Here is a 13,382-nt window from a genome sequence, read left to right on the forward strand (position 1 = left end):
GAGCCAACTCACATGGCACGTGACTACCCCCTAGAGCGCTACCGGAATTTCGGGATCATGGCGCATATCGACGCCGGCAAGACGACGATGACCGAGCGGATCCTGTTCTACACCGGCAAGAACCACAAGATGGGCGAAACCCACGAGGGTGCGTCCACGATGGACTGGATGGAGCAGGAAGCCGAGCGCGGGATCACCATCACCTCCGCCGCGACGACGACGTTCTGGCAGCGCCAGGAAGATCCGACGCCGGAAGGCACATCGGAAACCAAGACGCGCTTCAACATCATCGACACCCCCGGCCACGTCGATTTCACCATCGAAGTCGAACGGTCGCTGGCCGTCCTCGACGGCGCTGTCGCGTTGCTCGACGGTAACGCCGGCGTGGAGCCGCAGACCGAAACCGTCTGGCGCCAAGCCGACCGCTACAAGGTGCCGCGTCTGGTCTTCGTCAACAAGATGGACAAGATCGGTGCTGATTTCTTCAACTGCGTCGAGATGGTCAAGGATCGCACCGGCGGCACGCCGCTGCCGATCGCGCTGCCCATCGGTGCGGAAGACACGCTCGAAGGCATCGTCGATCTGATCAAGATGGAAGAGTGGGTCTGGATCGGCGAGGATCTGGGTGCATCCTGGGAACGCCGCCCGATCCGCGACGATCTGCAGGAACTGGCCCAGAAATGGCGCGACAACATGATCGAGCTTGCCGTGGAGCAGGACGATGATGCGATGGAAGCCTATCTCGAAGGCGAAGAGCCGGACGAGGCGACGCTGCGCAAGCTGATCCGCAAGGGCACGCTGTCGCTGTCGTTCTTCCCGATGCTGGCCGGCTCCGCGTTCAAGAACAAAGGCGTTCAGCCGCTTCTCAACGCCGTGGTCGATTTCCTTCCCGGTCCGCAGGACGTGCCGACGCTCATGGGCTTCTCGCCCGACGATGAGAGCGAAGAGCGCAACATCCCGCGCGAGGCATCCGACGACACGCCGTTCTCGGCGCTGGCGTTCAAGATCATGAACGACCCGTTCGTCGGCTCGCTGACCTTCACCCGTATCTATTCGGGCAAGATCAACAAGGGCGACAGCATCCTCAATTCGACCAAGGGCAAGAAAGAGCGCATTGGCCGGATGATGATCATGCACGCGATCGAGCGTGAGGAAATCGACGAGGCCTTCGCCGGCGACATCATCGCGCTGGCCGGTCTGAAGGACACCACCACGGGCGACACGCTGTGCGCCGCCGACAAGCCGGTGGTTCTGGAAACGATGACCTTCCCCGATCCGGTGATCGAGATTGCCGTCGAGCCCAAGACGAAGGCCGACCAGGAGAAAATGTCCCAGGGTCTGCAGCGTCTTGCTGCCGAAGATCCGTCCTTCCGCGTCGAAACCGATCTGGAATCGGGCCAGACGATCATGAAGGGCATGGGCGAATTGCATCTCGACATCCTCGTCGATCGTCTGAAGCGCGAGTTCAAGGTCGAAGCCAATATCGGCGCGCCGCAGGTGGCTTACCGCGAGACGATCGGTCACGAGGTCGAGCACACCTACACCCACAAGAAGCAGTCGGGTGGTTCGGGTCAGTTCGCCGAGGTCAAGCTGATTATCTCGCCGACCGAACCAGGCGAAGGCTATTCCTTCGAATCCCGTATCGTTGGCGGTGCGGTTCCGAAGGAATACATCCCCGGCGTCGAGAAGGGCATCAAGTCGGTCATGGATTCCGGTCCGCTGGCGGGCTTCCCGGTGATCGACTTCAAGGTGGCACTGGTCGACGGCAAGTTCCACGACGTGGACTCCAGCGTTCTGGCCTTCGAAATCGCGGCCCGCATGGGCATGCGCGAAGGCATGAAGAAGGCCGGTGCCAAGCTTCTGGAGCCGATCATGAAGGTCGAGGTGATCACGCCCGAGGATTATACCGGCAGCATCATCGGCGATCTGACCAGCCGTCGCGGCCAGGTCACGGGCCAGGAACCGCGCGGCAATGCCGTGGCGATCAACGCGATGGTTCCGCTCGCCAATATGTTCGGCTACATCAACAACCTGCGCTCCATGTCCTCGGGCCGCGCGCAGTTCACGATGCAGTTCGATCACTACGATCCGGTTCCGCAGAACATCTCTGACGAGATCCAGTCGAAATACGCTTAACGGGATGCCGGGCAATCGCCCGGCCTACCCACTCACCGTAGGCCGGGTCTGAATCCGGCACCCGAAAGAAAAAGGAGCTTTGCAATGGGCAAGGAAAAGTTTGAGCGCGGCAAGCCGCACTGCAACATTGGCACGATCGGTCACGTTGACCACGGCAAGACGACGCTGACGGCGGCGATCACGAAGTATTTCGGCGATTTCCGTGCCTATGACCAGATCGACGGCGCGCCGGAAGAGAAGGCGCGCGGGATCACGATCTCGACCGCGCATGTGGAATACGAGACCGACGCGCGCCACTATGCGCATGTCGACTGCCCCGGCCACGCCGACTACGTCAAGAACATGATCACCGGCGCAGCGCAGATGGACGGCGCGATCCTGGTGGTGAACGCCGCCGACGGCCCGATGCCGCAGACGCGCGAGCACATCCTGCTGGGCCGCCAGGTGGGCATTCCGGCGATGGTCGTGTTCCTCAACAAGGTCGACCAGGTGGACGATCCCGAGCTTCTCGAGCTGGTCGAGATGGAGGTGCGCGAGCTTCTGTCCGAGTATGATTTCCCGGGCGACGACATTCCGATCATCGCGGGCTCCGCGCTGGCGGCGATGGAAGGCCGTGATCCGGAAATCGGCGAGGAGAAGATCAAGGAGCTGATGGCGGCGGTCGACGAATACATCCCGCAGCCCGAGCGCGCTGTGGATCAGCCGTTCCTGATGCCGATCGAGGATGTGTTCTCGATCTCCGGCCGCGGCACCGTGGTGACGGGCCGTGTCGAGCGGGGCGTGATCAACGTCGGCGACGAGATCGAGATCGTCGGCATCCGCGACACCAAGAAGACGACCTGCACCGGCGTCGAGATGTTCCGCAAGCTGCTCGATCGCGGCGAGGCGGGCGACAATATCGGCGCGCTGCTGCGCGGCGTGGACCGTGACGGTGTCGAGCGCGGGCAGGTTCTGTGCAAGCCGGGTTCGGTGACGCCGCACACCAAGTTCGAGGCCGAGGTCTACATCCTGACCAAGGAAGAGGGCGGCCGCCACACGCCGTTCTTCGCGAACTACCGTCCGCAGTTCTACTTCCGCACGACGGATGTGACCGGCACCGTGACGCTGCCCTCGGGCACCGAGATGGTGATGCCGGGCGACAACCTGAAGTTCGAGGTCGAGCTGATCGCACCGATCGCGATGGAAGAGGGCCTGCGCTTCGCCATCCGCGAAGGCGGCCGCACCGTCGGCTCCGGCGTCGTGTCGAAGATCGTCGAGTAATCGCAATGCCGGGCCGGGCGCATGCGTCCGGCCCAACGAAATCAGGGGCGGCCCAGTGCCGCCCTTCCGGTTCGATGAAGGTGCGGGGTGGTCCTGCGCCCTCCTCTCAACCGCAACGCCAATGAAGGCAAGACCAATGCAAAGTCAAAATATTCGCATTCGGCTCAAGGCGTTCGATTATCGTGTGCTCGACGCGTCGACACAGGAAATCGTCAACACCGCCAAGCGGACCGGCGCACAAGTGCGCGGACCGATTCCGCTGCCGAACAAGATCGAGAAGTTCACCGTCCTGCGCAGCCCGCATGTCAACAAGAAGTCGCGCGACCAGTGGGAAATTCGCACCCACAAGCGTCTGCTCGACATCGTCGACCCGACGCCGCAGACCGTGGACGCCCTGATGAAACTCGACCTCGCCGCCGGCGTGGATGTCGAGATCAAGGTATAAGGGGGTATCGAACGATGCGCTCTGGTATCATTGCAAAGAAGGTCGGCATGACCCGGCTCTTCATGGAAGACGGAAAGCAGATTCCCGTGACCGTCCTCCAACTCGACAAGCTTCAGGTGGTCGCGCAGCGCACCGCCGACAAGCATGGTTACTCCGCTGTCCAGCTGGGCACCGGATCGATCAAGGCAAAGCGCGTGTCCAAGGCAATGCGCGGTCACTTCTCCGCAGCGAATGTGGAGCCCAAGCGCAAGGTCGCGGAATTCCGTGTGGCGCCCGAGAACCTGATCAACGTTGGCGAGGAAATTACCGCCGACCACTATTTCGAGGGTCAGTTCGTGGACGTTTCCGGCACCTCGATCGGTAAGGGGTTCGCCGGTGCCATGAAGCGGCACAATTTCGGCGGTCTGCGGGCCTCGCACGGCGTGTCGATTTCGCACCGTTCGCACGGCTCGACCGGCCAGTGTCAGGATCCGGGCAAGGTGTTCAAGGGCAAGAAGATGGCCGGACACATGGGCGCGGTGAAGGTGACGACGCAGAACCTTCAGGTCGTGAAGACCGACGCGGAACGCGGCATCATCATGATCAAGGGCGCCGTTCCCGGCTCCAAGGGTGGCTGGGTCACCGTCAAGGATGCCATGAAGAAGCCGGTGCCGGAAAACGTCATCCTTCCCGCCGCGTTGCGGTCGGCGGCTGACGAAGCCAAGCGCCTGGCCGAGGAAGCCGCAGCACAGGCCGCCGCCGAAGAGGCCGCGGCAGCAGAAGCCGCAGCAGCCGAGCAGGTCGCCGCGGAAGAAGCCGCGCTGAAAGAGGCCGAAGCCGAAATCGCCGCCGAAAAGGGTGTCGAGACAGGCGAGACGCCCGAGAAGAAGGAAAGCGACGAATGAAACTCGACGTGATCAAACTGGACGGCGGCAAGGCCGGGTCGGTCGAGCTCGGCGACGACATCTTCGGGCTCGAGCCGCGTGCGGACATCCTGCACCGTGTGGTTCGCTGGCAGCGCAACAAGGCGCAGCAGGGCACACACAAGGTCAAGACACGGTCCGAAGTGAGCTACTCGACCAAGAAGATCTATCGCCAGAAGGGCACCGGCGGCGCACGCCACGGCGCGCGCTCGGCGCCGATCTTCCGCAAGGGTGGCATCTACAAGGGTCCGGTTCCGCGCAGCCATGCGCATGACCTGCCCAAGAAGGTGCGCAAGCTGGGCCTCATGCACGCGCTGTCGGCGAAGGTGAAGGACGGCTCGCTCGTCGTGATCGAGAATATCGACACCGACGGCAAGACCGCATCGCTGGCCAAACAGGTGCGCGATCTGGGCTGGAAACGCGCGCTGGTCATCGACGGGGCCGAGGTGAACGAGAACTTCGCCCGCGCCGCAGCGAATATCGAGGGACTCGATGTGCTGCCGTCGATGGGCGCAAATGTCTATGACATCCTCAAGCGTGACACGCTCGTGCTCACGAAGGCGGGTGTCGAAGCACTGGAGGCTCGGTTGAAATGAGCGCGAAAGCAGAACATTACGACGTGATCCGCAAGCCGATCATCACCGAGAAATCCACGATGGCGTCCGAGAATGGCGCAGTGGTTTTCGAAGTGTCGATCGACGCGGCCAAACCCCAGATCAAGGACGCCGTCGAGGCGCTCTTCGGTGTGAAGGTCAAGGCGGTCAACACGACGATCACCAAGGGCAAGGTCAAGCGGTTCCGGGGCAACCTCGGCAAGCGCAAAGACGTCAAGAAAGCCTACGTGACGCTCGAAGAGGGCAACACGATCGACGTGACCACCGGTCTTTAATCGGGTCGGGCCGAGGCCCGGATTGTGAGAATGAGAAAGCCCCCCGCCAGTGATGGCGGGGGGCTTTTGCGTTGGAGGGCCGTGTCCCTGAAAGCGCATGCTGCGCCCGATTGTTCGGGGTTCGAGGGCGCGGAAATGAAAAACCGTCATCCTCGGGCTCGCCCCGAGGATGACCCTGCCTTAAATCGATGTGCGGCCCTTGACGCCCCATCCCCCACCGCCTAAGAACCCCCAACCGCGCAGCCCCGGATTCGTCCGGGGCTTCGCTGTTGCGAAAGCCGGGGACCTTCGGGGCCCTTTACCATAGGCGGATACGTCCGCCCGAACATAGGCGGGGCGACCCGCCGTCTGCTATACGGAAGACAGAAAGCATGGCACTCAAGTCGTATAAACCGACGACGCCGGGCCAGCGCGGGCTGGTGCTGATCGACCGTTCGGAGCTTTGGAAAGGCCGTCCGGTCAAATCCCTTACAGAGGGTTTGACCAAGTCGGGTGGCCGGAACAATACCGGACGTATCACATCGCGCCGTCGCGGTGGTGGAGCGAAGCGGCTCTACCGGATCGTTGACTTCAAACGCAACAAGATGGATGTGGGCGCCACCGTCGCGCGCATCGAATATGACCCCAACCGGACCGCGTTCATCGCGCTGGTGCAATATGACGATGGCGAGCAGGCCTATATCCTGGCGCCGCAGCGCATGGCCATCGGTGACCGGATCGTCGCTTCGGCCAAGGCCGACGTGAAGCCGGGCAACGCGATGCCGTTCTCGGGCATGCCCATCGGCACGATCGTTCACAATATCGAGCTGAAGCCGGGCAAGGGCGGGCAGATCGCGCGCGCCGCAGGCACCTATGCGCAATTCGTCGGCCGCGATGGCGGCTATGCGCAGATCCGCCTTTCGTCGGGCGAGCTTCGCATGGTGCGCCAGGAATGCATGGCGACCGTCGGTGCCGTGTCGAACCCCGACAACAGCAACCAGAATTACGGCAAGGCCGGCCGCATGCGTCACAAGGGCATCCGTCCGAGCGTCCGCGGCGTCGTGATGAACCCGATCGACCACCCGCATGGTGGTGGTGAGGGCCGCACCTCGGGTGGTCGCCACCCGGTCACGCCATGGGGCAAGCCCACGAAGGGCAAGCGCACCCGCAACACCAACAAGGCGTCGCAAAAGCTGATCATCCGCTCGCGTCACGCCAAGAAGAAGGGGCGGTAAACCATGTCGCGCTCTGTATGGAAGGGCCCGTTCGTCGATTCCTATGTCTTGAAGAAGGCAGAGGCGTCGCGCGAATCCGGCCGCAACGAAGTCATCAAGATCTGGTCGCGCCGCTCGACGATCCTGCCCCAGTTCGTGGGCCTGACGTTTGGCGTCTACAACGGTCAGAAGCATGTTCCTGTCAACGTCACCGAAGACATGATCGGTCAGAAGTTCGGCGAATACTCCCCGACTCGCACCTATTACGGTCACGCGGCTGACAAAAAAGCGAAGCGGAAGTAAGTCATGGGCCAGGAAAAGAACCCCCGCCGCGTGGCTGACAACGAAGCCATGGCGAAGCTGCGGATGCTGCGCACCAGCCCGCAGAAACTGAACCTCGTCGCCGGTCTCATCCGCGGCAAGAAAGTGGACAAGGCGCTCAACGATCTGACCTTCTCCAAGAAGCGGATCGCGGTGGATGTGAAGAAATGCCTTCAGTCCGCGATCGCCAATGCCGAGAACAACCACGGGCTCGACGTGGACGAACTGATCGTCGCTGAAGCCTATGTGGGCAAGAACCTCGTGATGAAGCGTGGCCGTCCGCGGGCGCGTGGCCGGTTCGGCAAGATCATGAAGCCGTTTTCGGAGATCACCATCAAGGTGCGTCAAGTCGAGGAGCAAGCCTAATGGGTAACAAAACCAACCCGATCGGTATGCGTCTTCAGGTCAACCGCACCTGGGACAGCCGCTGGTATGCGGACACCAAGGATTACGGCAACCTTCTGCTGGAAGATATCGCCATTCGCGCGTTCATCCACGAAGAGTGCAAGCAGGCCGGTGTCGCGCGTGTCATCATCGAGCGTCCGCACAAGAAGTGCCGCGTCACGATCCACACCGCACGCCCCGGCGTCATCATCGGCAAGAAAGGCGCGGATATCGAAACGCTGCGCAAGAAGCTGAGCAAGATGACCGATAGCGAGTTGCATCTCAACATCGTCGAGGTGCGCAAGCCGGAACTCGATGCGCAACTCGTCGGCGAAAACATCGCCCAGCAGCTCGAACGCCGGGTGTCGTTCCGCCGCGCCATGAAGCGCGCGGTTCAGAACGCCATGCGCATGGGCGCGCTCGGTATTCGCGTGAACGTCGCGGGCCGTCTCGGCGGTGCCGAGATCGCGCGGACCGAATGGTATCGCGAGGGCCGTGTGCCGCTGCACACGCTGCGGGCCGATATCGATTACGCCAATGTCGAGGCGGAAACCGCTTACGGCATCATCGGAATCAAGGTCTGGATCTTCAAGGGCGAGATCATGGAGCATGATCCCTCCGCGCGGGATCGCAAGGCCCAGGAACTCCAGGATGGTCCGGCCCCCCGTGGCGCCGGTGGCCGTCGCTAGGAAGGAATGAGAGATGCTACAACCGAAACGCACTAAATTCCGCAAGATGTTCAAGGGCCGGATCAAGGGCGAAGCCAAGGGCGGCTCTGATCTGAACTTTGGCACTTTCGGCCTCAAGGCCACCCAGCCCGAGCGCGTCACAGCACGCCAGATCGAGGCAGCACGCCGCGCCATGACACGCCATATGAAGCGTCAGGGCCGCGTCTGGATCCGGATTTTCCCGGACGTGCCGGTCTCGTCCAAGCCCACCGAAGTCCGTATGGGCAAAGGCAAGGGTTCGGTCGATTACTGGGCCGCCAAGGTCAAGCCGGGCCGCGTGATGTTCGAAATCGACGGCGTCGGCGAGGATATCGCCCGCGAAGCCCTGCGCCTTGCGGCAATGAAGCTTCCGCTCAAGACACGGGTCGTCGTTCGCGAGGACTGGTAACGGGCGAACGGCCTGCCCGGCCACCGAAACGAAATGCCCCCGACGCGAAAGTGCCGGGGGTTTTTCTATCCTGGCTGGCTTACTCGTGGGTTTGGCACCGCCCCTTTAGCAGCAGCCAAAGCGCAAAGCCGATCTCGGACAATGTGACAATGCCCAGAAGCCCCGCGCGCAGGTAACCCAAGGCAACGGCATTCGGGTAGGCAAAGGCGAACGCGCTATCCAGGATGTAGCCGGCGCCCCCCACAATTAAGCCGACGCCCAATATGCGCGGAAATAATCCGGATTTCAGGATCAATGCGCCCAAAAGCCAAAGGTGCAAGGTAAAGAAAATCTGCCAGACCCAGACGCCGGAATCGTGCGCGTAGAGCATTGCGCTTGCCAGTTGCAGCCGTTGTGCTTCTGTGAATTCGGTGAGGAATGCCCCGTCGGCGAAGCGTAGCATCGCGGCGTAGAAGATCAGCATGACCGCCATTGTCGTAACCATGGTCAGACGTGACAGCGCGGCGGCAAGCGACAGGGTCGGATTGGTGGCGCGGAACATGAAAAACAGCATCGGCGTGATCAGCAGTTCCGCAAGCATCATTGTGACATCGCCGCCAATCCCGGCGAGAAACATCGGTCGTGCGTCTATCAGGGACTGCACCGACGCCGCCGGATCGCCCGGAACGTAGAGCTGCGACGGCACATAGGCGATCGCAAAGCCGCCGGACACCGCGATAAGCAAATACAGCGCGCCAGCGACGCGCGCATATGACCGAGACGCCGGGTCGGCAAAGACTGACATGGCATTTCCTTTCGGACGTTTCCATCACACACCCGGCGCGTTCTGTCCGCTCGGCCGCGTCGGTGCGCCTACGTCATACGAGAAATACCTCGCATCGCCAAAAAGCGAAAATCCGCAGCTACTCCCACCGATAATTGAAACTCACCGAAACCCGCTCGTCCTCGGACTGGTTCATCACCACCTCGTGGCGCAGCCAGCTTTCCCAGAGCAGCACATCGCCGACCGTCGGCTTGAGGTAGATGAAGCTGCGCATCTCCTCGCGGGCGTCCTTGCGGCGGGGCGGGGCGGCCATCATCATCGCGTGGCGCGGGTCTTCGAGCCTGAGCGCGGAGGCGCCTTCGGGCATGGCGACATATGTCGTGCCCGAGATCACCGAATGCGGGTGGATATGGGCCGAATGGTAGCCGCCTTCGGGCAGGATGTTGATCCAGAGATCCTCCAGCACGAGCTTGCGCCCATCGAGATCGAACTCGAGATCCTCGGCGAAGGCGGCGACATGCGCGTCGAGCGATTGCACCAGATCGGCGAAGATCGGGAAGCGCCAGGGCAGATCGGCGAGGGAGGCATAGGACGTATAGCCCGGATAGGCGTTGTCCTCGCACCATTGCTGGCCAGCCTCGTCATCTTCGGCGATCGCGAAACAGGAGTTTTCCATTTCTTCGGTGTCGATGCCTGGTCCGTGTTCGGACAGGGGTGCTTGGTAAAGGCGGGTCACGAAGAGGGAGGATATTGTGCTCATGAAACGCTCATATTACGAGTTGCTCGGCTTGGCGAGAGCCCGCGCGAACAAATGGGTTGCGCGCTGCCGCCATCCCGCCTATACGCCCCCTTCATCCACCTCCACCGGGAATCAGGGTGACCCGCGCCAATGACGGGGCCTGCCGGTGATGTTGATAGAAAGGAATGGCGACATGAACGCCAAGGAACTGAACGACAAGACGCCGGACCAGCTCCGCGACGAGCTTGTCTCGCTGAAGAAGGAGGCGTTCAACCTCCGTTTTCAGCAGGCCACGAGCCAGCTTGAGAATACCGCGCGCATTCGCCAGGTGCGCCGGGATGTTGCGCGGGTCAAGACCGTGCTGAACCAGAAGGCCGCCGCTGCGGCCAGCGACGCGTAAGGAGCCGGCAAGATGCCCAAACGTATTCTTCAAGGCACCGTCACATCGACAGCCAACGCCCAGACCGTGACTGTTTCGGTGGAGCGCCGCTTCAAGCACCCGGTTCTTCAGAAGACGATCCGGAAGTCGAAGAAATATCGCGCCCATGACGAGGCCGAGAAATTCGCCGTAGGCGACGTTGTCCGTATCCAGGAATGTGCGCCGAAATCGAAGACCAAACGCTGGGAGGTTGTTGCTGAATAAGCAACGGCCTTTCGGCATTTACGAAACCCCCGGGCCAATGCCTCTGAGAGAGCGGTCCGGGACGTCGGGAGACCAAACATGATCCAGATGCAGACCAATCTGGATGTCGCTGACAACTCCGGCGCACGCCGAGTTCAGTGCATCAAGGTTCTGGGTGGGTCCAAGCGGAAATACGCGTCGGTGGGTGACATCATCGTCGTTTCCGTGAAGGAAGCCATCCCGCGCGGTCGCGTGAAAAAAGGGGACGTCCGCAAGGCCGTCGTCGTGCGCACCGCAAAGGAAGTTCGCCGTGAAGACGGCACAGCCATCCGTTTCGACCGCAACGCCGCGGTGATCCTGAACAATTCGGGTGAACCCATCGGCACGCGTATCTTCGGACCGGTCGTGCGCGAGCTGCGCGCCAAGAACTTCATGAAGATCATCTCGCTTGCTCCGGAGGTGCTGTAATGGCTGCGAAACTCCGTAAAGGCGACAAGGTCGTCGTGCTCGCCGGCAAGGACAGGGGCAAGGAAGGCACCATCGCATCCGTCGATCCCAAGGCGGGCAAGGCCGTGGTCGATGGTGTGAACATGGCGATCCGCCATGTGCGCCAGTCCCAGACGAGCCAGGGCGGCCGCACACCCAAGGCGATGCCGATCGATCTGAGCAATCTCGCGCTGATCGATGCGAACGGCAAACCGACCCGCGTCGGCTTCAAGGTCGAAGGCGACAAGAAGGTCCGTTATGCCAAGACAACAGGGGATGTGATCGATGCTTGATGCTGCAAACTACACCCCGCGTCTGAAGACGACGTTCCGGGAGACGATCAAGCCCGCTCTGAAGGAAGAGTTCGGCTACAAGAACGATCTGATGATCCCGCGTCTCGACAAGATCGTGCTGAATATCGGTTGCGGTGCCGAAGCTGTCAAAGACAGCAAGAAGGCGAAATCGGCGGTTGAGGATCTGACCAAGATCGCCGGCCAGCAGGCCGTGACGACCAAGGCGAAGAAATCCATCGCCGGCTTCCGCGTTCGCGAGGAAATGCCGCTCGGTGCCAAGGTCACGCTGCGCGGCGACCGGATGTATGATTTCCTCGATCGCCTGATCACCGTGGCGATGCCCCGCATCCGCGACTTCCGCGGTGTGAAGCCGTCCTTCGATGGCCGCGGCAACTTTGCCATGGGCATGAAAGAGCACATCGTGTTCCCCGAGATCGACTTCGACAAGGTCGATGAGGTTTGGGGGATGGACATCATCATCACGACGACCGCAAAGACCGATGCGGAAGCCAAGGCGCTGTTGAAGCATTTCAACATGCCGTTCAACGCCTGAGGGGATCCGAATTCATGGCGAAGAAAGCAATGATCGAACGCGAGAAGAAGCGGCAGCGGCTGGTGGCGAAATACGCCGACAAGCGCGCATCGCTCAAGGAAATCGCGAATGACGAAAGCAAGCCGATGGAAGAGCGTTTCAAGGCGCGCCTGAAGCTTGCGAAACTGCCGCGGAACAGCGCGCCTTCGCGCCTGCACAACCGCTGCATGCTCACCGGGCGTCCGCATGCCTATTACCGTAAACTCAAGGTCAGCCGGATCGCGCTTCGCGAGCTTGCCAGCAATGGCAAGGCTCCCGGCATGGTCAAGTCGAGCTGGTAAGGAGGGTTTGGCATGAACGATCCAGTCGGTGATATGCTCACCCGTATCCGCAACGCCCAAATGCGCGGCAAGTCGACCACGTTGACGCCCGCATCCAAGCTGCGTGCGCGTGTGCTCGACGTGATGGCGGATGAAGGTTACATCCGCGGTTACGAGGAAACCAAGGACGAGCGGGGCCACCCCGCTTTCGAAATCAGCCTGAAATACTATGACGGCACCCCGGTCATCCGCGAAATCAAGCGCGTGTCCAAGCCGGGCCGCCGCGTGTATCTCGGCGTGAAGGATGTCCCGCAGGTCCGCCAGGGTCTCGGCGTGTCCATCGTGTCCACGTCCAAGGGCGTCATGACAGATGCAAACGCTCGCAGCCAGAATGTTGGCGGCGAAGTGCTTTGCACCGTCTTCTAAGGAGGTCTGGTTAATGTCTCGTATTGGCAAGAAACCGGTCGAGCTGCCCTCGGGTGTCTCTGCATCCGTGTCGGGCCAGACCGTCGAAGTGAAGGGCCCCAAGGGCACCCAAAGCTTCACCGCGACCGATGATGTCACCATCACGGTCGAGGACAATGTGATCAAGGTTGACCCGCGCGGCAAATCCAAGCGCGCACGCCAGCAGTGGGGCATGTCCCGCACGATGGTGGCGAACCTGGTGCATGGCGTGACCGACACGTTCAAGAAGGAACTGGAAATCCAGGGCGTCGGCTACCGGGCGCAGCTTCAGGGCAATGTCCTGAAACTGAACCTCGGCCTGAGCCATGATGTCGATTTCCAGATCCCCGAAGGTGTGACGGTGACCGTGCCCAAGCAGACCGAGATCGTGGTCGAAGGCCATGATTACCAGCAGGTCGGGCAGGTCGCGGCCAACATCCGCGAATGGCGTCCGCCGGAGCCCTACAAGGGCAAGGGCATTCGCTACAAGGGCGAGTTTATCTTCCGCAAGGAAGGCAAGAAGAAGTAAGGACGCAA

Annotated in this window: 21 protein-coding genes; 19 read left to right on the forward strand and 2 right to left on the reverse strand. The window is 61.6% G+C overall.

Annotation, left to right across the window (positions count from 1 at the left end; translation table 11 throughout):
* Positions 1-12 precede the first annotated feature (12 nt).
* The 11 genes from fusA to rplP all read left to right on the forward strand — a co-directional run bounded on the left by fusA (position 13) and on the right by rplP (position 8,646).
* A complete protein-coding gene (gene fusA, locus M3465_RS08080; protein ID WP_249501230.1) occupies positions 13-2,136 on the forward strand; it encodes an elongation factor G in 2,124 nt (707 codons plus the stop codon).
* An 84-nt stretch (positions 2,137-2,220) separates the two neighbouring features.
* Positions 2,221-3,396 (forward strand): elongation factor Tu, encoded by a 1,176-nt coding sequence (gene tuf / locus M3465_RS08085; protein ID WP_249501216.1) that lies wholly within the window; start codon positions 2,221-2,223, stop codon positions 3,394-3,396.
* A 136-nt stretch (positions 3,397-3,532) separates the two neighbouring features.
* Positions 3,533-3,841: a 30S ribosomal protein S10 gene (gene rpsJ / locus M3465_RS08090; protein ID WP_249501231.1), complete on the forward strand. Its 309-nt coding sequence runs from the start codon at positions 3,533-3,535 to the stop codon at positions 3,839-3,841.
* 14 nt (positions 3,842-3,855) lie between these two features.
* Positions 3,856-4,725, forward strand: a complete 870-nt coding sequence (rplC, locus tag M3465_RS08095; protein ID WP_249501232.1) for a 50S ribosomal protein L3 — start codon at positions 3,856-3,858, stop codon at positions 4,723-4,725.
* A complete protein-coding gene (rplD, locus tag M3465_RS08100; RefSeq protein WP_249501233.1) occupies positions 4,722-5,339 on the forward strand; it encodes a 50S ribosomal protein L4 in 618 nt (205 codons plus the stop codon). Before rplC ends, rplD begins: the two co-directional genes overlap by 4 nt.
* Positions 5,336-5,632 carry a 50S ribosomal protein L23 gene (locus M3465_RS08105; RefSeq protein ID WP_249501234.1) on the forward strand — a complete coding sequence of 99 codons (297 nt, stop codon included), beginning with the start codon at positions 5,336-5,338 and terminating at the stop codon, positions 5,630-5,632. Before rplD ends, M3465_RS08105 begins: the two co-directional genes overlap by 4 nt.
* A gap of 371 nt (positions 5,633-6,003) precedes the next feature.
* Complete coding sequence (gene rplB / locus M3465_RS08110) at positions 6,004-6,846, forward strand: 50S ribosomal protein L2 (RefSeq protein ID WP_249501235.1); 843 nt, start codon at positions 6,004-6,006, stop codon at positions 6,844-6,846.
* 3 nt (positions 6,847-6,849) lie between these two features.
* A complete protein-coding gene (gene rpsS / locus M3465_RS08115; RefSeq protein ID WP_249501236.1) occupies positions 6,850-7,128 on the forward strand; it encodes a 30S ribosomal protein S19 in 279 nt (92 codons plus the stop codon).
* Positions 7,129-7,131: 3 nt separating this feature from the next.
* A complete protein-coding gene (rplV, locus tag M3465_RS08120; RefSeq protein WP_249501237.1) occupies positions 7,132-7,512 on the forward strand; it encodes a 50S ribosomal protein L22 in 381 nt (126 codons plus the stop codon).
* Positions 7,512-8,219, forward strand: a complete 708-nt coding sequence (gene rpsC / locus M3465_RS08125; protein WP_249501238.1) for a 30S ribosomal protein S3 — start codon at positions 7,512-7,514, stop codon at positions 8,217-8,219. Before rplV ends, rpsC begins: the two co-directional genes overlap by 1 nt.
* 13 nt (positions 8,220-8,232) lie before the next feature.
* Entirely contained in the window at positions 8,233-8,646 is a 414-nt protein-coding gene (gene rplP, locus M3465_RS08130) for a 50S ribosomal protein L16 (RefSeq protein WP_249501239.1), read from the forward strand.
* Positions 8,647-8,725: 79 nt separating this feature from the next.
* On the opposite strand, the gene M3465_RS08135 is transcribed toward rplP, so the two are convergent.
* Positions 8,726-9,430 (reverse strand): DUF4386 domain-containing protein, encoded by a 705-nt coding sequence (locus M3465_RS08135; RefSeq protein ID WP_249501240.1) that lies wholly within the window; start codon positions 9,428-9,430, stop codon positions 8,726-8,728.
* Between the two features lie 118 nt (positions 9,431-9,548).
* Entirely contained in the window at positions 9,549-10,169 is a 621-nt protein-coding gene (locus tag M3465_RS08140) for a 2OG-Fe(II) oxygenase family protein (protein ID WP_249501241.1), read from the reverse strand.
* A gap of 172 nt (positions 10,170-10,341) precedes the next feature.
* On the opposite strand from M3465_RS08140, the gene rpmC reads away from it, so the two are divergent.
* The 8 genes from rpmC to rplF all read left to right on the forward strand — a co-directional run bounded on the left by rpmC (position 10,342) and on the right by rplF (position 13,374).
* A complete protein-coding gene (gene rpmC, locus M3465_RS08145; RefSeq protein WP_249501242.1) occupies positions 10,342-10,548 on the forward strand; it encodes a 50S ribosomal protein L29 in 207 nt (68 codons plus the stop codon).
* Positions 10,549-10,560: 12 nt separating this feature from the next.
* Positions 10,561-10,791, forward strand: a complete 231-nt coding sequence (gene rpsQ, locus M3465_RS08150) for a 30S ribosomal protein S17 (RefSeq protein WP_249501243.1) — start codon at positions 10,561-10,563, stop codon at positions 10,789-10,791.
* A 78-nt stretch (positions 10,792-10,869) separates the two neighbouring features.
* Positions 10,870-11,238 carry a 50S ribosomal protein L14 gene (gene rplN / locus M3465_RS08155; protein WP_116133200.1) on the forward strand — a complete coding sequence of 123 codons (369 nt, stop codon included), beginning with the start codon at positions 10,870-10,872 and terminating at the stop codon, positions 11,236-11,238.
* Complete coding sequence (rplX, locus tag M3465_RS08160) at positions 11,238-11,549, forward strand: 50S ribosomal protein L24 (protein WP_249501244.1); 312 nt, start codon at positions 11,238-11,240, stop codon at positions 11,547-11,549. Before rplN ends, rplX begins: the two co-directional genes overlap by 1 nt.
* Positions 11,542-12,102: a 50S ribosomal protein L5 gene (gene rplE, locus M3465_RS08165; RefSeq protein WP_249501245.1), complete on the forward strand. Its 561-nt coding sequence runs from the start codon at positions 11,542-11,544 to the stop codon at positions 12,100-12,102. Before rplX ends, rplE begins: the two co-directional genes overlap by 8 nt.
* A gap of 14 nt (positions 12,103-12,116) precedes the next feature.
* Positions 12,117-12,422, forward strand: a complete 306-nt coding sequence (gene rpsN, locus M3465_RS08170; protein ID WP_249501246.1) for a 30S ribosomal protein S14 — start codon at positions 12,117-12,119, stop codon at positions 12,420-12,422.
* Positions 12,423-12,434: 12 nt separating this feature from the next.
* A complete protein-coding gene (rpsH, locus tag M3465_RS08175) occupies positions 12,435-12,827 on the forward strand; it encodes a 30S ribosomal protein S8 (protein WP_249501247.1) in 393 nt (130 codons plus the stop codon).
* A 13-nt stretch (positions 12,828-12,840) separates the two neighbouring features.
* Positions 12,841-13,374: a 50S ribosomal protein L6 gene (rplF, locus tag M3465_RS08180; RefSeq protein WP_249501248.1), complete on the forward strand. Its 534-nt coding sequence runs from the start codon at positions 12,841-12,843 to the stop codon at positions 13,372-13,374.
* Positions 13,375-13,382 lie beyond the last annotated feature (8 nt).

The sequence above is a fragment of the Marivita sp. GX14005 genome, from assembly GCF_023370775.1.
In the GTDB taxonomy this organism is placed as follows: Bacteria; Pseudomonadota; Alphaproteobacteria; order Rhodobacterales; family Rhodobacteraceae; genus Marivita.